Origin of the sequence: Halomonas sp. 3F2F (assembly GCF_014897805.1) — a bacterium.
In the GTDB taxonomy this organism is placed as follows: Bacteria; Pseudomonadota; Gammaproteobacteria; order Pseudomonadales; family Halomonadaceae; genus Vreelandella.
In genome coordinates this window covers 12,526-31,212 of sequence record NZ_JABUZE010000132.1, presented here as the reverse complement: position 1 = coordinate 31,212, position 18,687 = coordinate 12,526, and the positions used below count along the sequence as shown (strand labels likewise).

At 53.8% G+C, this 18,687-nt stretch carries 19 protein-coding genes; 8 read left to right on the top strand and 11 right to left on the bottom strand.

Features of this window, described 5'->3' with window-relative positions:
- Window positions 1-74 precede the first annotated feature (74 nt).
- The 8 genes from rseP to rpsB form a co-directional block, all read right to left on the bottom strand.
- Window positions 75-1,433, bottom strand: coding sequence for a sigma E protease regulator RseP (rseP, locus tag INT21_RS13850; protein ID WP_193059966.1), 1,359 nt, complete (start codon window positions 1,431-1,433; stop codon window positions 75-77).
- Between the two features lie 52 nt (window positions 1,434-1,485).
- Window positions 1,486-2,673 (bottom strand): 1-deoxy-D-xylulose-5-phosphate reductoisomerase, encoded by a 1,188-nt coding sequence (gene ispC / locus INT21_RS13845; RefSeq protein ID WP_193059967.1) that lies wholly within the window; start codon window positions 2,671-2,673, stop codon window positions 1,486-1,488.
- On the bottom strand, window positions 2,670-3,491 hold the full coding sequence (locus INT21_RS13840) for a phosphatidate cytidylyltransferase (RefSeq protein ID WP_193059968.1): 822 nt from the start codon (window positions 3,489-3,491) through the stop codon (window positions 2,670-2,672). Before INT21_RS13840 ends, ispC begins: the two co-directional genes overlap by 4 nt.
- Window positions 3,484-4,269: a polyprenyl diphosphate synthase gene (gene uppS, locus INT21_RS13835; RefSeq protein ID WP_089039227.1), complete on the bottom strand. Its 786-nt coding sequence runs from the start codon at window positions 4,267-4,269 to the stop codon at window positions 3,484-3,486. The genes INT21_RS13840 and uppS overlap by 8 nt, the downstream gene beginning before the upstream one ends.
- 106 nt (window positions 4,270-4,375) lie before the next feature.
- Entirely contained in the window at window positions 4,376-4,933 is a 558-nt protein-coding gene (gene frr, locus INT21_RS13830; protein ID WP_089039228.1) for a ribosome recycling factor, read from the bottom strand.
- 4 nt (window positions 4,934-4,937) lie between these two features.
- A complete protein-coding gene (gene pyrH, locus INT21_RS13825) occupies window positions 4,938-5,711 on the bottom strand; it encodes a UMP kinase (RefSeq protein WP_089039229.1) in 774 nt (257 codons plus the stop codon).
- A gap of 122 nt (window positions 5,712-5,833) precedes the next feature.
- On the bottom strand, window positions 5,834-6,703 hold the full coding sequence (gene tsf / locus INT21_RS13820) for a translation elongation factor Ts (RefSeq protein ID WP_193059969.1): 870 nt from the start codon (window positions 6,701-6,703) through the stop codon (window positions 5,834-5,836).
- 218 nt (window positions 6,704-6,921) lie between these two features.
- Entirely contained in the window at window positions 6,922-7,671 is a 750-nt protein-coding gene (gene rpsB, locus INT21_RS13815; protein WP_038481130.1) for a 30S ribosomal protein S2, read from the bottom strand.
- 334 nt (window positions 7,672-8,005) lie between these two features.
- On the opposite strand from rpsB, the gene map reads away from it, so the two are divergent.
- From map to INT21_RS13780, 7 genes are all read left to right on the top strand, one after another.
- Window positions 8,006-8,797 carry a type I methionyl aminopeptidase gene (gene map, locus INT21_RS13810; RefSeq protein ID WP_089039230.1) on the top strand — a complete coding sequence of 264 codons (792 nt, stop codon included), beginning with the start codon at window positions 8,006-8,008 and terminating at the stop codon, window positions 8,795-8,797.
- Window positions 8,797-11,472: a [protein-PII] uridylyltransferase gene (locus INT21_RS13805; RefSeq protein WP_193059970.1), complete on the top strand. Its 2,676-nt coding sequence runs from the start codon at window positions 8,797-8,799 to the stop codon at window positions 11,470-11,472. Before map ends, INT21_RS13805 begins: the two co-directional genes overlap by 1 nt.
- 127 nt (window positions 11,473-11,599) lie before the next feature.
- Complete coding sequence (gene dapC / locus INT21_RS13800; protein WP_193059971.1) at window positions 11,600-12,796, top strand: succinyldiaminopimelate transaminase; 1,197 nt, start codon at window positions 11,600-11,602, stop codon at window positions 12,794-12,796.
- Between the two features lie 28 nt (window positions 12,797-12,824).
- Entirely contained in the window at window positions 12,825-13,172 is a 348-nt protein-coding gene (locus INT21_RS13795) for a Spx/MgsR family RNA polymerase-binding regulatory protein (RefSeq protein WP_038481117.1), read from the top strand.
- Window positions 13,173-13,229: 57 nt separating this feature from the next.
- Window positions 13,230-14,255 (top strand): 2,3,4,5-tetrahydropyridine-2,6-dicarboxylate N-succinyltransferase, encoded by a 1,026-nt coding sequence (gene dapD, locus INT21_RS13790; protein WP_193059973.1) that lies wholly within the window; start codon window positions 13,230-13,232, stop codon window positions 14,253-14,255.
- A complete protein-coding gene (gene dapE, locus INT21_RS13785; protein ID WP_193059975.1) occupies window positions 14,242-15,414 on the top strand; it encodes a succinyl-diaminopimelate desuccinylase in 1,173 nt (390 codons plus the stop codon). The genes dapD and dapE overlap by 14 nt, the downstream gene beginning before the upstream one ends.
- On the top strand, window positions 15,411-15,800 hold the full coding sequence (locus INT21_RS13780) for a hypothetical protein (protein ID WP_089039234.1): 390 nt from the start codon (window positions 15,411-15,413) through the stop codon (window positions 15,798-15,800). Before dapE ends, INT21_RS13780 begins: the two co-directional genes overlap by 4 nt.
- Window positions 15,801-15,883: 83 nt before the next feature.
- Here INT21_RS13780 and INT21_RS20430 read toward each other — a convergent pair whose 3' ends face one another.
- Window positions 15,884-16,426 (bottom strand): cold-shock protein, encoded by a 543-nt coding sequence (locus tag INT21_RS20430; RefSeq protein WP_226924484.1) that lies wholly within the window; start codon window positions 16,424-16,426, stop codon window positions 15,884-15,886.
- A gap of 110 nt (window positions 16,427-16,536) precedes the next feature.
- On the opposite strand from INT21_RS20430, the gene INT21_RS13770 reads away from it, so the two are divergent.
- Complete coding sequence (locus INT21_RS13770) at window positions 16,537-16,785, top strand: SlyX family protein (protein WP_038481102.1); 249 nt, start codon at window positions 16,537-16,539, stop codon at window positions 16,783-16,785.
- Window positions 16,786-16,851: 66 nt separating this feature from the next.
- On the opposite strand, the gene ald is transcribed toward INT21_RS13770, so the two are convergent.
- Both ald and INT21_RS13760 read right to left on the bottom strand, forming a co-directional pair.
- Window positions 16,852-17,967 carry an alanine dehydrogenase gene (ald, locus tag INT21_RS13765; RefSeq protein WP_193085352.1) on the bottom strand — a complete coding sequence of 372 codons (1,116 nt, stop codon included), beginning with the start codon at window positions 17,965-17,967 and terminating at the stop codon, window positions 16,852-16,854.
- 263 nt (window positions 17,968-18,230) lie between these two features.
- Window positions 18,231-18,665, bottom strand: coding sequence for an acyl-CoA thioesterase (locus INT21_RS13760; RefSeq protein WP_193059979.1), 435 nt, complete (start codon window positions 18,663-18,665; stop codon window positions 18,231-18,233).
- Between the last annotated feature and the right edge of the window lie 22 nt (window positions 18,666-18,687).

Sequence of the window (18,687 nt, the reverse complement as noted above, 5' to 3'; positions counted from 1 at the left end):
CCCATCATTCCAGATAGGCACCATATACATTTGTGCAGGCAGATGACAAGGCATCCAGCGCCCTACACGCGTCATTACCACAGGCGCATCAGATCAAAATAGAGAGCCATCAACATTAGGGTGCCTACCATGGCAAGCCCAATACGCAACCCTACTGCTTGCGTTTGCTCAGAGACCGGCCGCCCACGCACGACCTCTATAAAATAATAAAGTAAATGCCCACCATCGAGCACGGGTATTGGCAGTAGATTAAGCACGCCAAGGCTGATAGAAAGATACGCTAGAAAGCCTACGAACGCTTCCATCCCCGCACGAGCAGAGTCACCTGATATCTGCGCGATGGTAATCGGCCCCGAAAGGTTCGACGGTGAAATAAGCCCCACCAGCATCTTACGGATAGCATCTACTGTCAGCAGCGTCATCTCACCTGTACGTGATAACGCTTGACCTACCGCTTCTACAGGCCCGTAACGAATTTCACGTTGAAACTCTTCAGGCCATGTTACCTGCTGCGCTCCGGCACCAATGTACCCAACCTCGACGCCACTCTCCAGCGTATTACGTCCAGGGGTTAAGGAAAGGCTACCCTGCTCATCACCACGCTGGTAACCCACCTCTAAGGTTTGGCCTGCATTCTCACGAATAACCGAGACAAACTGCATCCAGTCGTCAATTGGCTCGCCATCCAGAGACACAATACGATCACCCGCTCGCAGGCCAGCTTGTGCAGCCGCCTGGCCATCAATCACTTGGCCTAGCACTGCGGGTACGTTCGGGCGCCAAGGTGTAATGCCCAAACTCTGCATTGGCTGGGGCGGGTCCTGGCGAACCATGTAGTTGGCAACAGGAAGCTGATAAACCCGAGAGGCATTGGACCCTTCAGGCTGTGCCTCAAGCACCAGGTCGCCATTAAACCCGATCATAGAGACAAGCTTTAAATTAATCTCTTCCCAGGAGCGCATAGCATCTCCCTGGATAGAGGTAATTTCTGCGCCGTGAGAAAGCCCTGCCTCTGCCGCAGGAGAGTTAGGAGCAACATCGCCAACAATAGGAGCAACGGTTGTAGTGCCTGCAACGAATAGCGCCCAGTAAGCTACAATCGCAAGTAAAAAATTTGCAATCGGGCCAGCGGCAACAATAGCGATACGCTGCCATACGGTCTTGCGGTTAAACGCCTGATCTAATTGCTCTTCAGGTACAGGCGCTTCGCGCTCGTCGAGCATTTTTACGTAGCCGCCTAGCGGTATGGCCGCCACCGCGAACTCTGTGCCGTGACGATCAACGGTCGACCATAGCGGCTTACCAAAGCCGACTGAGAAACGTAGCACCTTTACACCGCAGCGCCGCGCCACCCAAAAATGGCCAAACTCGTGAAAGGTTACCAACAACCCCAGTACCACGATCACCGCTAATATGTTCTGTATCAGGCTCACTCTTCGCTCCTTTACACGACTCGCTGATCAACGATGGCTGATGCTAAGCGAACTACTGGCATACTATTAGCGCCGCCTGCTCCCGTGCCCACTGATCTGCAGATAATATCCGCTCAAGCGTGTCGGCACGCCCTTCAAACGGTAGAGCCATCACTTTTGCCACTACGTCAGCAATCGCGCTGAAGCCAAGCTGTCCTTCCAGAAAAGCCTCCACGGCGACCTCATTCGCCGCATTCAAAATCGCCGGTGCAGCGCCGCCCTTGTGCATAGCATCACGGGCGAGCGACAAGCAGGGGAAAAGCGCTTCATCGGGGGCTTCGAAATCCAGACGCGCCACCTGAAAAAGATCCAGCGTCTCAACACCCGCATCAATCCGTTCCGGCCATGCCAATCCATAAGCAATAGGCGTACGCATATCAGGATTACCCAGCTGCGCAATCACCGAGCCATCATCATAGGCAACCATCGAGTGAATAACGCTTTGCGGATGAACCACTACCTGTATCTGATCAGGCGTTGCATCAAATAGCCAGCACGCTTCAATAAGCTCTAAGCCTTTATTCATCAACGTCGCGCTATCGACGGAGATTTTGCGCCCCATTGACCAGTTAGGATGATGACAAGCCTGCTCAGGGGTCACCTTAGCGATATCTTCTGCCTGCCAGCCACGAAAAGGGCCGCCAGAGGCGGTGAGCAGCAGCTGGCGAACACCGTGCTGACGCAGTCCACCTCTATGCTCGGTAGGTAGACATTGGTAAATAGCATTATGTTCGGAATCAATCGGCAATAAGGTTGCACCTGAGCGCGCAACAGCGTCCATAAACAGCGCGCCACTCATCACTAGAGCTTCTTTATTGGCCAACAGTACGCGCTTACCTGACTCGGCAGCTGCTAGCGCAGGTAACAGGCCCGCTGCGCCAACAATAGCGGCCATCACGGTATCCACTTGCCTTTCTCGCGCCACCTGGCAAAGCGCCATAGCTCCTGAAAGAACCTTAGTAGAGAGCCCTGACGTTAAAAGTGCTTGCTGCAACCAGGCCGCATCCTCAGGGTCATGTAATACAGCGACTTCTGGGTGATGAAAGCGGCATTGCGCTAAGAGCACTTCTTTTGAGGTATGGGCCGTTAAGGCATAAACGCGATAGCGGTCTGGATATTGAGCAATGACATCAAGGGTGCTTTTACCAATTGAGCCTGTTGAACCAAGCACTGTAATACGCTGAACAGCTGGTTGGCTCATAGGGCGCTCACCTGGAGATGGATCACCTGCAAATAGAACAGCGCAAAAATAGGCACTGCTGCCGTCAGGCTATCAATACGATCCAGTACACCGCCATGGCCTGGCAAGAGCTGACTTGAATCTTTGATGCCCCGATAGCGTTTAAGCATACTTTCGAGAAGGTCACCAAGCACTGAAACCAGCGTCACTAAACCGGTAATCACTACCAGTGCGACACCGCCTATAAGGTTAATGGGCTGCCACACAGCGAACACAATTGCTAGCAATAGCGTGGCCGCAAGGCCGCCATAAACACCTTCCCAGGACTTACCTGGGCTCACTTTTGGAGCAAGCTTATTTTTTCCCCAACGCCTGCCAGCAAAGTAGGCGCCAATATCAGCGGTCCAGACTAACAACAGCACAAACAGCAGCCATACAGCGCCACTATCGCGGAGCACATTGAATCCTACCCAGCACGGCAGCAGCACCCACACACCCATGAGCAACCGCCGAGAAGTGGCTTGCCATTGGTTGGCAGTATCAGGGTAGTGGGTCACCCAATAAAGATTAATCCCCCACCCCACAGCAGCCAGCCAAAGCGGCCAAGCGGCAAACGCTGCTCCACCTAGCCACATTGCCAGCATTAACACTGCCATAACAGCTACCAGGGCAATTCGCGCTCCCTGACGGGCGACACCGGCCAAGTTGGTCCACTCCCAAGCACCTAGCAGCACAATTAGCGCTGTAAACAGTGCAAAGGCTCCACCTTGTAGTCCGAACAAGCCAGTCAGCGTCAGGGGCGCTAACCAAGCTGCTGTAATCATCCGCTGTTTAAGCACCTTGCGCCTCTATTTGTGCGTCGGTCATACCAAAACGACGGCGACGTAGGCAAAAATCGTCAAGCGCCTCATCAAGTGCCGCCCCGTTAAAATCTGGCCAGAGCAGTGGCGAAAAATGCAGTTCTGCGTAAGCTAACTGCCATAACATAAAGTTAGATAGCCGCTGCTCTCCGCTGGTGCGGATGCATAAATCTACCGGCGGTACATTGTGCGTATTCATCGCCGCATCAAGACGCGCCTCATCAATATCGGAAGCCGCTAACTCACCTGCGGCGACTTGCTCCGCCAACTGTCTAGCCGCTCGCGCAAGGTCCCATTGACCACCGTAGTTGGCCGCAATCACCAGATGCATACCGGTATTCTCTGCGGTTAACGACTCGGCACGCTGAATATGCTTTTGGATCGCATGGGAAAAACCACGCTGTTCGCCAATAATTGACAGGCGAATATTACGCTCATGGAGCTTTTTGACCTCGCGCTTAAGCGCCATCAAAAAAAGCTCCATCAAGGCATTCACCTCAGCCGCTGGGCGCTTCCAGTTTTCACTTGAAAAAGCAAAAAGACTCAGTGTCTGAACGCCGCGCTGCGCAGCGCGTTCAATAACCGCTCGAACGGCTTCGACACCGGCTCGGTGACCGCGCACTCCGGAAAGCCCACGTGCCCGCGCCCAGCGGTTATTACCATCCATAATAATAGCAACATGGGCTGGCGGCGCCTCCTCGGACCGAGAAGGCGTCGCGCCATCCTGCTGCGCTTGGGGAAGCTGCGGAGACGTCATGGGTTCTCGCACCAAAGATCAGTCATAGTAAAGCCAAGCGATGACCCACGGGCAGCCAAGCCCCCCGTGGTTGATTGAAAGCAGGTAGCTATTTTTAGACTAATAACTATACCTGCATGAGATCTTGTTCTTTTGCGGCAAGCGCTTTATCGACCTCAGCAATATACTTATCCGTCAACTTCTGGATTTCGTCTTCACCCTGGCGCTGATCGTCTTCAGTAATTTCTTTATCCTTCAACAAAGACTTAAAATCACCGTTGGCATCACGACGTACGTTACGCACCGCCACGCGCGCATGTTCAGCTTCGCTACGCGCCTGCTTGATGTAACCTTTGCGCGTTTCTTCGGTCAACATCGGCATCGGCACGCGAATGACATTGCCGGCGCTGGCAGGATTGAGCCCCAGATCAGAGGTCATAATTGCCTTTTCAATCTTGGGCACCATGCCCTGCTCCCAAGGCGCCACTGTCAGCGTACGAGCATCTTCCACGTTAACAGAAGCCACTTGATTTAGCGGCACCTGACCACCGTAATAATCAACGGTAACAGCGTCGAGAATACTGGGATGAGCACGCCCCGTACGGATTTTGTTGAAGTTGCTGTGCAGCGCTTCAACGCTTTTCTTCATGCGAGATTCTGCATCTTTCTTGATGTCATTGATCACGATATTACCCTCTGTCTATCAGCGTGCCTTCCTTGCCCCCTACTACCAAATTCAGCAGGGCACCAGGCTTATTCATATCAAATACCCGCACCGGCATATTATGGTCACGTACCAGGCAGATTGCGGTCAAATCCATAACGCCCAATTTTTGGTCTAGGGCATCGTCGTAAGAGAGCTGGTCATACTTCACGGCATCGGGATGTTTAACCGGATCTTTATTGTACACGCCGTCTACTTTGGTGGCCTTGATCACCACGTCAACATCTACTTCAATACCACGTAAGCAGGCTGCAGAGTCGGTCGTAAAGAAAGGATTACCCGTTCCCGCTGAAAACAGCACCACGTCTCCCGACGTTAAGTAGCGGATGGCGGTGCGGCGGTCGTAATGCTCTACCACACCACTCATGGGAATCGCTGACATTACCCGCGAGCGAATATTGGAACGCTCAAGCGCATCTCGCATTGCTAGCGCATTCATCACGGTTGCCAGCATTCCCATGTGGTCACCCGTCACCCGATCCATGCCGGCTTCATTAAGCGCCGCGCCACGAAATAGGTTTCCACCACCAATCACGATCCCCACCTGAACGCCAATACCAACCAATTGGCCGATCTCTAACGCCATACGATCCAGCACTTTCGGATCAATACCAAAATCGTGCTCACCCATTAGCGCTTCGCCAGACAACTTCAGCAAAATACGTTTGTATTTTGATTTCGACTTTTCAGTCTTACTGGCAGCAACTGCGGGGGCGGACTCTTGAACTTCACGTGACATGGCATCTCTCCTGAGGCAGACCTGAACACAGGCGGGCGAGACGACCCCTGTTTTTCACAGGGGCCGGATACACAAAAGCGTGCGCTCGCGCGCACGCCATCTTCTTTCTGAAACCTCTGACCTTAGCGACGGCCAGCCTGTTCCATAACTTCTTTAGCAAAGTCGACTTCTTCTTTCTCGATGCCTTCGCCCACTTCAAAGCGAGTGAAGCTAACCACTTCGCCACCCGCCGCTTTCACGAACTCGGCAACGGATTGGTTCGGGTCTTTAACGAACGGCTGTTCGGTCAGACTGTTCTCGGCCAAGTACTTTTTCAGACGGCCTTGAACCATTTTCTCAGCGATCTGCTCAGGCTTACCGGCCATGTCCGGCTGGGCCAGAATAATCGCTTTTTCTTTGTCCAGCTCTTCCTGCGGCATATCTTCGGGGTGCGCAACCGACGGATTGATCGCTGCTACGTGCATAGCAACGTCTTTAGCAGCTTCCGTGCTACCACCTTTCAGAACGGTCAAGACGCCGATACGGCCGCCGTGAACGTATTCGCCTACAAGGCCACCTTCAACAGCGTTCACAACAACGGCACGACGCACACCGATATTCTCGCCGATTTTCTGTACCAGCTGCTCACGAGTAGACTCGAGGTCGCCAGCCATTACCGCTGCAACGTCTTCATTTTTTGCCGCAAAGAACGCATCCGCGATCTTGTTGGTGAAAGCGATGAAGTTGTCGTCACGGGCAACGAAATCAGTTTCGGAGTTGATCTCGACCATTACGCCGTAGCTGCCGTCTTCTGCTACGCGAGTAACAACGGCACCTTCTGCAGCGGTACGGCCCGCTTTTTTCGCGGCTTTAAGGCCAGAGCTTTTACGCAGGTTCTCGATTGCAACTTCGATATCACCGTCGGCTTCAGTAAGTGCTTTTTTACACTCCATCATGCCAAGACCGGTACGTTCGCGCAGTTCCTTAACCTGAGAGGCGCTGATAGCAGCCATGAGTTTTCACCTCGGAAATGGTTCTAGCTGAAAGTTAAACGCGCTACAGAGTATAGGCTCGGTAGATGACCGTTGCGTATCACTTTGTAGAGCATTCGCCGGCATTAAGCGTCCGGCATAATCGGCCCACTTGAGCGAACTCAAAGCGGGAAAAAGGGGGCATAAGGCCCCCTCTTAAACATGATGCGGCTTATCTGGCCGCCGCACCACTGCAACCGTTACTCGGCAGCAGCGTCAGTGTCGGCAGAAGCGGCTTCTTCAGTCACTTCAACAAACTCTTCCGGACGACCTTCTTTTGCACGACCACACGCGTCAGCAATTGCTTTCACGTAGATCTGAATAGCGCGGATGGAGTCGTCGTTACCCGGGATAACGTAATCAACGCCATCTGGGTTTGAGTTGGTATCTACCACACCAATAACCGGGATACCCAGTTTGTTGGCTTCGTTGATCGCGATGCGCTCGTGGTCAACATCGATAACGAACAGCGCGTCAGGAAGGCCGCCCATGTTCTTGATACCGCCGATAGAACGCTCAAGCTTCTCTTGCTCGCGAGTTGCCATCAAGACTTCTTTCTTGGTCAGCTTCTCGAACGTGCCGTCTTCGCGCATGGTTTCAAGATCACGCAGACGCTTGATGGACTGACGAATGGTCTTGAAGTTAGTCAGCATACCACCCAACCAGCGATGGTTGACGAACGGCTGGTTAACGCGGTTTGCTTCTTCTTTGATGATCTTGCTAGCGCTGCGCTTGGTGCCAACAAACAAAATTTTGTTGTTGGATGCCGCCATCTTCTCAACCACGTCGATCGCTTCGTTCAGCGCCGGCAAAGTGTGCTCGAGGTTGATGATATGAATCTTGTTGCGCGCGCCGAAGATGAATTTACCCATCTTCGGATTCCAGTACTTGGTTTGGTGACCGAAGTGAGCACCTGCTTTCAGCAGGTCACGCATATTAACGTGAGACATGATAAAACTCCTGAAACTCGGGTTAGGCCTCCACGCACCCCATGGATCCGACCAGTGGCATCGTCAGACGCTGCCAGCGGCACCCGGGACCATGTGCCGGTGCATGTGTGTTTTCAAGGCTTGCTGTTTAGTAACACAGATTTCTGCATTACGTTTAAATAGCCTTTCTGCAGATGACCAACCGACAAAGAAGCATCGGATGGCGATTGCAGGAAAGCGCGCGGCTTTATACCATAGATCATTACCAAGATGAAGTCACAGCGCATGTAACGGTCTTAATTTACCGCTCACCATTGCCGTTCACCACTTACTTTAGAACCCACATCGAGAATTCATGAACGTTCCTATCAAGACGCCTTCTGAAATCGAGAAAATGCGTGAAGCCGGGCGCCAAGCCGCCAGCGTCATTGAAATGATCACCCCCCACATCAAGGCGGGGATCTCTACGGGTGAAATTGATCGCCTGTGCCACGATTTTATTGTTAACAATTTGGGCTCTACACCTGCCCCGCTGAACTACCACGGTTTTCCGAAAGCAACCTGTACATCAATCAATCACGTGGTCTGCCATGGCATTCCTGATGATGCCAAAAAATTGAAGAACGGCGATATCATGAATTTGGATATCACCGTCAAAACAACTGACGGCTACCACGGTGATTCCAGCGTGATGTTCGTCATCGGCGATACAATCCAGGGCGAGCGCTTATGCCGTATCACTCAAGAGTGCTTGTACAAAAGCATTGAGCTAGTAAAGCCAGGCGTACACCTTTCGGAACTTGCCCGCGTTATCCAGCAACATGCTGAAGCACACGGCTACTCCGTAGTGCGCGACTTCTGCGGCCACGGCATCGGCGCCGATTTCCACGAAGATCCGCAGTTTCTTCACTATGATGGCTATGCACCCGATGCCGACATCCCGCTGGAAGCTGGCATGTGTTTTACTATCGAACCAATGATTAACGTAGGCGGCTATAAAACCAAGGTGCTACGCGATGGTTGGACAGCGGTCACTAAGGATCGAAGCTTATCTGCCCAGTGGGAGCACACGTTGCTGGTCACAGAAACCGGTGTTGACGTGCTGACTGCACGCAGCGACGAAGACTTCAGTTTTCTAAATCGCTGATGCTTCTTCATCACTACCGGTTCGAGCCGGACACCACGCTGTACGATCTCGCTATGTTTCGCACCGAACTCGCCGGATCACGCTCTCCTATTGCGCCGTTTAAAGCGGCGCTTCGGGAGCTACAAGCCAAGCTGGATGAGCAGTTTCGTTCCGGGGCTGATATACGCGACCTAGTCCGCGGGCGAGCGTGGTATCTGGATCAGCTGCTAGCCATCGCCTGGGCGCAGCACGACTGGCCTGACGATGGCGTTGCCCTGGTGGCAGTGGGTGGTTACGGCCGAGGCGAGCTACATCCGCACTCAGACATCGACCTCCTGCTGCTACTGGCGCATGATGATGACACCCCTTATCGCGAGTCGTTAAGCGCTTTCATTACCTTCTTATGGGATATCGGTCTTGAGATCGGCCATAGCGTGCGCTCGCTTAATGACTGCGAGCGGGAAGCTGAAGCTGATGTCACCGTGATGACCAACCTCTTGGAATCGCGACTCATTGCTGGCCCCGAACATCTTCGCCAAAAGATGCGTGAACGCCTGAGCGCCGAGCATATTTGGCCTGCTGACCGTTTTTTCGAAGCCAAGTGGCAAGAACAAATTGCCCGCCACTATCGCTACAACAACTCGGAATACCACCTAGAGCCAAACCTAAAAAGCTCCCCTGGCGGCCTACGTGATATTCAAATGATTGGCTGGGTAGCTAAACGCCATTTCGACACTGAGCACTATGCTGACATTGTCGCGAATGGCTTTATGAATGATGCCGAACTGCGCATTCTAAGCCAGGGCCAAGCCTTTTTATGGCAGGTGCGTTATGCCCTGCACATGCTAACAGGCCGCGCCGAAGATCGATTGCTGTTTGATCACCAACGTACCATTGCCGAAATGTTTGGCTTTAGGGATACCCCTGAGCGCTTAGCAGTTGAACAGTTCATGAAGCGCTACTATCGGCATGTAACCGCCTTGGCCGGGCTTAACGACATGCTGTTACAGCACTTTGATGAGGTTATCCTACGCGGCAAAGAAGCTTTGGAAACCGTTAAGCTGAACGAGCGCTTCGAAACCAAAGGCGGCTACATCCAAGCGCGCTCACGTAATCTGTTTCGTGAGCGACCGGCGGCCATGCTGGAACTGTTTCTGCTGATGGCAAAGCACCCGGAAATAGAAGGGGTACGCGCCGACACCATTCGCCTGATCCGCGATCATCGCCATCAAATTGATGACCACTACCGCGAAGACCCTCGCCATCAGCGGCTATTCATGTCCATTTTGCGGGCTCCCGGCAATGTCCCTCGCCAGCTAAGGCGCATGAACCGTTACGGCATCTTAGGCAAGTATCTGCCAGAATTTGGTCGCGCGGTCGGGTTGATGCAACACGACCTATTCCACATTTACACGGTAGACGCCCACACCCTGCGCTTACTGAAGTTTTTACACGGCTTTCGCAAACCGGATGCCAAAGATGACTTTCCCGTCGCAGCCACGCTGATTCATCAACTGCCTAAAATGGATCTACTGTGGATTGCCGGGCTGTTTCACGATGTTGGCAAGGGCCGCGGCGGCGATCATTCTGAGATTGGTGCGCGTGATGTTGAGCAATTCTGTCATCGTCACCACGTCTCCCAACACGACACTAACTTACTGCGCTGGCTGGTGGAGCATCACCTATTGATGTCTATGACCGCCCAGAAGCGCGACATTAGTGATCCCGACGTGATTCGCGACTTCGCCCTAACGGTGCGCGACGAGATCCGCTTAGACTATCTCTACGTGCTCACCGTTGCCGATATCAATGCGACCAACCCCACCCTGTGGAACGGCTGGCGTGCGTCGCTGTTGCGCCAGCTTCATGCTGAAACCAAGCGGGCACTGAGACGAGGGCTAAAAAACCCGCCTGACCGAGATGACTGGGTGCGCGAAACCCGTACTGAAGCCCGCTCGTTACTGCAAACAGTCGGCGTAGACAGCGCTCAGATTGATCAACTGTGGGAGTCCCTCGGCGAAGACTATTTCCTTCAGTACGCACCCAGCGAAATTGTCTGGCAGACCCAAGGTATTCTTGCTCACCAGCCGTCTGTTTTGCCGCTGGTCTTAATTAGCGCACCCACCGCCGATATGGCCGAAGGCGGCACCAAGGTCTTTATCCATACCCGCTCGGTAGACGACCTATTTGCCGCGACCGCCGCCGCCATGGAGCAGCTTGGTCTATCTATCCATGACGCCCGCATCGCCACCTCGCACAACGACTGGACGCTAAATACGTTTATTGTGCTAGATCATTACGGCCAGCCTATCCGTGACCCTGAGCACATTGAGGAGATGCGTCGGCACCTCGTCGAAGAGCTGGACGATCCGGATGACTATCCAGAGATCGTCACGCGCCACACACCGCGCCAGCTTAAGCACTTCAAAGTACCCACCGAGGTGGTCATTGAGCAGGACCCAGCCAACGAACGTACGCTGCTAGAGCTAACTGCCCCAGACCGCCCTGGTCTGCTGGCTCGTGTCGGGCGTATTTTTATGGAACAGGATATTGCCTTATCGGCTGCGAAAATTGCCACGCTGGGGGAACGGGTTGAAGACGTTTTCTTTATCACCACGAAAGCGGGCGAGCCGCTCACTGATCCAGAACGGCAACAGCAGCTTCGCGAACGGCTTATCGAAGTATTAGGCGTGTAAGCGCTTAAATGAGCGACGCCTTGGTGGTTAAGTTTGAGGTGGCACCAGGGGTTGCCTATAATCGGCGGTTTAGTTGGCCGTTTTTACAGACATCCAGCACCGCCTTTAGGCTATCAACGGACATGCCATGAATCCTGATCTAAACCTTCTGCACCCCTATCCGTTTGAAAAGCTAGCCGCCCTAAAGGCAGCGCTTGTGCCACCGGTGGGGCTTGAACATATTCCCCTCACTATTGGGGAGCCTCAACACGCCCCTTACGCAGGGGCGTTAGAGGCGCTGGTTGCCCATCAATTAGAGATGGCTCGCTACCCGGCAACCAACGGCCTACCCGCCCTACGCGAAACCATTGCCCACTGGGCAATCCAACGCTTTTCGCTTGCCGGGCTAGATGCCGAACAGCAAGTACTCCCCGTTAACGGCACCCGCGAAGCAATTTTTGCCTTTGTGCAAGCCGCCTTGGATCGCCAGCGCCCCGCTAAGGTGGCTGTCCCTAATCCCTTCTACCAAATTTATGAAGGGGCCACACTACTGGCAGGTGGCGAGCCGCTCTATTTGGATTGCACGGCTGACAACGGTTTTCGCCCTGATTTTTCGGCCGTGAGCGCGGCAACCTGGCGCGATGTACAAATGGTATTCATTTGCTCACCTGGCAACCCCACAGGGGCCGTCACGCCACTTTCTGAATTCAAGGAGCTCATCGCACTGGCCGATGAACACGACTTTATCATCGCCTCCGATGAGTGCTACTCAGAGCTATACCTGGATGAAAGCACGCCCCCTCCCGGCCTGCTGCAAGCCTGTGCAGAGCTTGGACGCGACGATTATCAACGCTGCGTAGTGTTTCATTCGCTATCTAAGCGCTCTAACCTACCCGGGCTACGCTCCGGCTTTATAGCAGGTGACGCGAACCTTCTCGCGCCGTTTAAGCGCTACCGCACCTATCACGGCTGTGCAATGTCGCTGCCGCTTCAGCACGCCTCTATCGCCGCTTGGCAGGATGAAACCCACGTACGTGCCAACCGGGACGCTTACCGCGAAAAATTTAGCGCTGTCACCAACGTTCTGGCACCCGTAATGGACTTCCCTACGCCGGAAGCGAGCTTTTACCTGTGGCCAGCAGTGCCCGACGGCGATGACATCGCCTTTACTCAGCGGCTATTTAGTGAGCAACACGTCAGCGTGTTACCTGGCAGCCTCATGGGTCGCCCAGGGGAAAATGGCCATAACCCCGGCTCGGGTCGACTACGTTTAGCATTAGTGGCGGAGCTTGCGCCCACCCTCGAAGCAGCTGAGCGACTTCGTCAACTGCTTGAGCGCGGCTAGACACCGTAGACTTGTTTAAGGAGGTTATATGCTGACACTCTATATCATCAACACATGCGACACCTGCCGCAAAGCACGCAACGTACTTGAAGAGAAAGGTATCCCTTTCAAGACCCATGATCTGCGTAAAGATGGTCTTTCAGCCGGCTTACTTGAGCACATTCTTGAGCGCGTACCGCTATTAGAAGCGCTTAATAAGCGCAGCAAAACATGGCGTGACTTACCCCAGGAAGAAAAAGACAGCCTGGATGCTACGTCTGCCCGCAGGCTAGTGCTTGAACAGCCCACGCTGCTCAAAAGGCCACTGCTAGAAGTTGATGACGATACTATTTTAGTGGGCTACCGCGACGGCGATTACGACTCTCTCAGCGGCTAACACGCCACTGAATCCTAACAACTGATTGTTATTCAAAACTTTAAAGGAAGACGCGTTATGCTGAGCTTCGCGCTTGGAATCGGCACCCAAAACACCCAGGGCAACTGGTTAGAAATCTACTACCCAGCACCCCTGTTTAATCCTGCAGACAGCTTGGTAGCCGCAGCCAAAGAGGCGTTAGACGCCCCCGCTGGCAATACGGCAATCAGCTTCCTGCCCGAAGATTGCACGCGCTTGGCCAAAGCGTTGGAAGCTGCTGGCCACTCTGAGCAGGCAGCACTCGCCGAATCATTCGCCGCCAGTCATCGCCCCCTGGTCGCGATGTTTTTAGAAAGCGATCAGGCACCGCAAACCGTTCCTGAAGTTTACTTAAAGCTGCACTTGCTCTCTCACCGCTTAGTGAAGCCCCATGGCTTGGATCTGACGGGAATGTTTGGCCTGCTGCGCAACATCGCCTGGACCAACGAAGGCGCGATTGATATCGAAGAGCTGCCCGCCCGCCGTCTTAAAGCGCGTTTAGCGGGTCGCGCGCTGTCAGTCGACTGCGTCGATAAATTCCCCAAAATGACCGATTACGTGGTACCCACCGGCATCCGCATTGGCGACACTGCTCGCGTGCGCCTGGGCGCTTACCTGGGTGAAGGCACCACGGTAATGCATGAAGGCTTCGTCAACTTCAACGCAGGTACTGAAGGCCCCGGCATGATTGAAGGGCGCATTTCTGCTGGCGTCATGGTCGGCAAAGGCTCCGACCTGGGCGGCGGCTGCTCCACCATGGGAACACTTTCTGGCGGCGGCAATATCATTATCAAGGTAGGCGAAGGCTGCCTGATTGGCGCTAATGCAGGCATCGGTATTCCGCTAGGTGACCGCTGCACCGTAGAAGCGGGCTTGTATATTACCGCGGGTTCGAAAGTTACCCTGCTCGACGATCAGAAACAAGAAGTTAACACCGTGGCAGCACGCGAGTTAGCAGGCCAAGATGACTTATTACTGCGTCGCAATTCACAAAATGGCCGTATTGAGTGCCTGACGAATAAAAGCGCCATTGCGCTGAACGAGGCACTGCATGCCCATAACTGAGCCTGAAACGCTGTCGCCCACGTTGCAGCTCGCGTTTGAGCTACTTAGCCGGGCGTCAGTAACGCCGGATGACGAAGGCTGCCAGGAACTCATGATCGAGCGCTTAACGGCGCTCGGTTTTCATATCGAGCAACTACCGTTTGGCGATGTCAAAAACTTCTGGGCAATAAGAGGCCATCATGGCCCCGTATTGGCCTTTGCTGGCCACACCGACGTTGTGCCCAGCGGCCCCCACACGAACTGGGAATTCCCACCGTTTGAGCCGTGTATTGATGAGCACGGCATGCTCTGTGGGCGAGGCGCAGCAGATATGAAGGGCAGCCTAGCGGCGATGCTCACTGCTGTTGAGCGCTTTGTGGCTACTCATCCAGAGCACGATGGCCGGATAGCGTTTTTAATCACATCCGATGAGGAAGGCCCAGCCATCGATGGCACCAGCGCAGTGGTTGAGCATTTACGCGAACGCAACGAGCGCTTGGACTACTGCATTGTCGGTGAACCCTCGTCGACCTCACGACTGGGCGATATGATTAAAAACGGACGCCGCGGGTCATTGGGCGGCGTTCTACATCTCAAAGGGATTCAGGGTCATGTGGCCTACCCACACCTTGCGCGCAACCCTATTCACCAAGCGATGCCCGCACTGGATGCGTTGGTTAACGAGCACTGGGACGCAGGCAATGACTTTTTCCCTGCCACCAGCTTCCAGATATCTAATTTTCGCGCGGGCACCGGGGCCACTAACGTCATTCCAGGTGAAGTAGAAGTCGTGTTTAACTTCCGCTATTCCACGGAAGTTACCCACGAGATGCTAAGAAGCCGCACCGAGTCGATTTTGGATAAGCATGGCCTTGAGTACCATATTGATTGGACGCTCAACGGCGAACCATTCCTGACCGCAGAAGGCGAATTAGTCGATGCTGCCATTCGCGGTGTAGAAGCCGTTACCGGCGAGCGCCCTGCACTTTCGACCAGCGGCGGTACCTCGGATGGTCGCTTCATCGCCACACTTGGCGCCCAAGTGGTCGAGCTTGGTCCGCTTAACGACACTATTCATAAAGTGAATGAGCGCGTGCGCGCCAGTGACTTGGATGAACTAAGCCGCATTTATGAGGCAACGCTTCAAGCCTTGTTAACGGACGACGAGGTGAGCGTATGATGGAGCGGTTTCCGGATATCGAGGTATACCTTGCCAGCGTAGCGATAGATAAGCTCAATGCGTGGCTAAGCGAAGCTCTCGATGCACCGCCCCTTAGCCCAGCCGGCAAGGGCAAATGGAAGACTCGCGGCCACCATCAAGGTGAAGCTGTACCCGTACTATTGGTGGACAAAGCGGCCGATGGTTTTGCCAGCTTGTGGTTTGATAGCCACCACACCCCGTGGCACACCGACCAAGAGTGCGCTCAGCACGCCGCCGAAGCTTTACAGACTGAGGTTCGCTGCTCGCTAGGTGGCTGGCACCCCGGCGATGACCCTGACCGCTTCTGGCAGGTATTGCCAGGGGGACAGGAAAAAGCCATTGAATGGCCTGATTCAGGCCGTTAAACGCACAAAACCCCGCTTAGCGGGGTCTTGTTTTTCAGCAGTTGGGATGCTAGCGCGATTCAATAAAAGCGATTCAATCGAAGCTACTCAATAATACTAACGTCGTCTGCCTGAAGGCCACGGTCATTCTTAATCACGTGATAGCGAACAATCTGTCCTTCAGCAAGCATACGCGGGCCACGACCACGAATAGCACGAAAGTGAACAAACACATCCTCGCCATTATCCCGGGTAATAAAGCCGTAACCTTTATTGGTGTTAAACCACTTTACTTCGCCCTCTTCGCGACCATCATTGGGGTCGATGATATCTTCCTCTTCATCATCTTCCACTTCAGGTACCGTTTGAGGCTGACGCGGCGCAGATTTAGTTCGAGAAACATCAGCTTTCACTACCATAGGCGGCGCCAGAGCAGCAGCGGCTAAAGTACCTATAAATAACGCAATAAAACATCCCAGAGCAGCGGCAATATACACACCACTTACCCCGCTGATGGCAAGCTCAGCCAGCCACTGCTCAGCAAGCGGTGCATTCGTTAAATGAACAATCCCCGCCAGAAGAAGTGGCGTGGGGGCGGCAAGTAAAACACTGATGAAGAAACAGCGAAAAACAACTTTTGGATTCATAGATGATAAAAGCTCTCTTGTTGTATGGGTAACAGACGAAGGACAATACTCGGCCAACTAGGCCCATTCCTAACAGTACCGAGCATACTACACAAGGTCACGATGTTATCATGACAAACGAATTATCGCCTGCAGAGCTAACTCAACTTCTTGAATCTTTAGAGAGTCGACTGGCTTACCAAGAGCATTGGCTAGACACCCTTGACCAAGCGGTTGCTCAGCAAGAGCGTCGGCTAGAAAAGCTGGAGCAACTGAGCACGCTGATGCGTGACCGCTTGCGCGAGCAGTATCAGGCGCTCCAGGCGGGTGACTCACAGGGTGATACCCGCCCAGAAGACGAAGTGCCTCCTCACTATTAGCACCACCACTAGCAGCACCACCCGGGTAACAGTAGTATCACCTACTACTAATTGACGTACCGATTATCATGCCACTGCACTCGCTGGGTCGATGCTCTTGAGTCCAAAAGCATCGGCAACAGCCTGATAAGTCACTTGACCATTATGGACGTTGAGCCCGGTCAGGAAGTGTGGGTCGTCTTTAAGCGCCTGTTGCCAGCCTTTATCAGCCAGCGCCAGTACAAACGGCAAGGTGGCATTGGTAAGACCCAAAGTAGATGTCCGCGCTACCGCGCCAGGCATATTGGCCACACAGTAATGAACGATGCCATCCACAATATAGGTCGGCTCGGCATGCGTCGTAGGCTTGCTGGTTTCAAAGCAGCCGCCCTGATCAATGGCTACGTCTACCAATACACTGCCCGGCTTCATATCGGCCAGCATGGCACGGGTAATCAACTTGGGAGCGGCGGCTCCGGGGATAAGTACGGCGCCAATGATCATATCGGACTCTTTAGCTGCCTGATCAAGGGCGTCCGCCGTTGAGTAGACAGTTTTGATGCGCCCCTGGTAACGGTCGTCCAGCACCTCTAAACGAGCAATCGACTTGTCCAGAATGGTCACCTCGGCCCCCAACCCTAACGCCATACGGGCGGCGTTTTCGCCGACCACACCACCACCAATCACGGTAACTTTACCCGGCGCAACGCCTGGCACACCGGGCAATAGCACGCCGGAGCCACCCTGGGCTTTTTCCAGACTATGCGCGCCCGCTTGAACGGCCATGCGCCCAGCGACCGTGCTCATCGGTGCGAGCAGCGGTAGCCCACCTTTTGCATCGATGATGGTTTCATAGGCAATGCAGGTAGCACCGCTGGCCATCAGCCCTTGGGTTAATTTTTCCTCAGCGGCCAAGTGCAAATAGGTAAACAGCGTTTGGCTGGCGGTTAGACGCGCCACTTCTTCGGCCTGAGGCTCTTTTACCTTGAGAATCAGCTCGGCGTTTTGCCACAACGCATCTACATTAGCTTCCACCTGGGCGCCTGCGGCTTCATAGTCACTGTCACTAAATCCGGCTCCTTCTCCTGCAGCTGCCTGCACGCTTACCGAGTGGCCACGCCCTACTAGCTCCCGCGCGCCTGTCGGAGTGAGTGCCACCCGATACTCATGGTTTTTGATCTCTTTTGGGACGGCGATTTTCATTAGCGTTTTCCTTCTCTATTGATTGTTAGTGCTAAATCTCAACTGCTAAATCGTCAGAGCCTCATCTTTACTACCTATCTTTACCACCTAGCCGTTAGAGCCAGGCCATCAATAAGCGCTATTAAGCAAATTACAGCACAGCTGGCACTAACCACCACCCCAAGCAAGAAAAACAAAAAAAACGCCGGCTAAGGCGTTTTTTGGGAGAATAATCTAGCGTTTAACGAAAATCAGCAAAAAAATCGACGGCATTTCAGCATTAGCTACTCCGCCACCACCGCACCACCGTAAATGCGCTGGTACTCATCAGGCAGCCGCGTGGGCCGCCCACTGCTAAGCGCCACACAGGCAAACCTGGTGCGGGCATTTAGCAGTGTTTTGCCATTCTCCGCACGCTTAAGCTGAAACCGGCGGGTCAAACTAAAACGGCCATCGCAGGCAACAATCCACGTCGCCAGTTGCAACTTATCATCGACAAAGGCGGGAGCCAGATAGTCCAACTCATGCCGATGGACGACCATGGCACGGTCAAGGGACTGATAGCGCTCAAGGGATAGCCCCAAGGCTTCAGAGTGGGCCCAACTGATCTGCTCAACCCAGCGTAAATACTCGCTGTTATTGACATGCCGGTAAGCGTCAATGGCCTCCGGCGTCACCTGAAGGTTGATCACAAAAGGATCTGGTAGTGCCCACTCCATAATGCAACTCCTTGTGGTTACT

Coding starts and splice junctions, on each gene's coding strand:
- map (WP_089039230.1), top strand. CDS start 8,006: ATGAACGTTCCTATCAAGACGCCTTCTGAAATCGAGAAAATGCGTGAA.
- dapC (WP_193059971.1), top strand. CDS start 11,600: ATGAATCCTGATCTAAACCTTCTGCACCCCTATCCGTTTGAAAAGCTA.
- INT21_RS13805 (WP_193059970.1), top strand. CDS start 8,797: ATGCTTCTTCATCACTACCGGTTCGAGCCGGACACCACGCTGTACGAT.
- pyrH (WP_089039229.1), bottom strand. CDS start 5,711: ATGTCACGTGAAGTTCAAGAGTCCGCCCCCGCAGTTGCTGCCAGTAAG.
- rpsB (WP_038481130.1), bottom strand. CDS start 7,671: ATGTCTCACGTTAATATGCGTGACCTGCTGAAAGCAGGTGCTCACTTC.
- dapD (WP_193059973.1), top strand. CDS start 13,230: ATGCTGAGCTTCGCGCTTGGAATCGGCACCCAAAACACCCAGGGCAAC.
- tsf (WP_193059969.1), bottom strand. CDS start 6,703: ATGGCTGCTATCAGCGCCTCTCAGGTTAAGGAACTGCGCGAACGTACC.
- INT21_RS13780 (WP_089039234.1), top strand. CDS start 15,411: ATGATGGAGCGGTTTCCGGATATCGAGGTATACCTTGCCAGCGTAGCG.
- INT21_RS13795 (WP_038481117.1), top strand. CDS start 12,825: ATGCTGACACTCTATATCATCAACACATGCGACACCTGCCGCAAAGCA.
- dapE (WP_193059975.1), top strand. CDS start 14,242: ATGCCCATAACTGAGCCTGAAACGCTGTCGCCCACGTTGCAGCTCGCG.
- ispC (WP_193059967.1), bottom strand. CDS start 2,673: ATGAGCCAACCAGCTGTTCAGCGTATTACAGTGCTTGGTTCAACAGGC.
- INT21_RS20430 (WP_226924484.1), bottom strand. CDS start 16,426: ATGAATCCAAAAGTTGTTTTTCGCTGTTTCTTCATCAGTGTTTTACTT.
- uppS (WP_089039227.1), bottom strand. CDS start 4,269: ATGACGTCTCCGCAGCTTCCCCAAGCGCAGCAGGATGGCGCGACGCCT.
- INT21_RS13760 (WP_193059979.1), bottom strand. CDS start 18,665: ATGGAGTGGGCACTACCAGATCCTTTTGTGATCAACCTTCAGGTGACG.
- ald (WP_193085352.1), bottom strand. CDS start 17,967: ATGAAAATCGCCGTCCCAAAAGAGATCAAAAACCATGAGTATCGGGTG.
- INT21_RS13770 (WP_038481102.1), top strand. CDS start 16,537: ATGACAAACGAATTATCGCCTGCAGAGCTAACTCAACTTCTTGAATCT.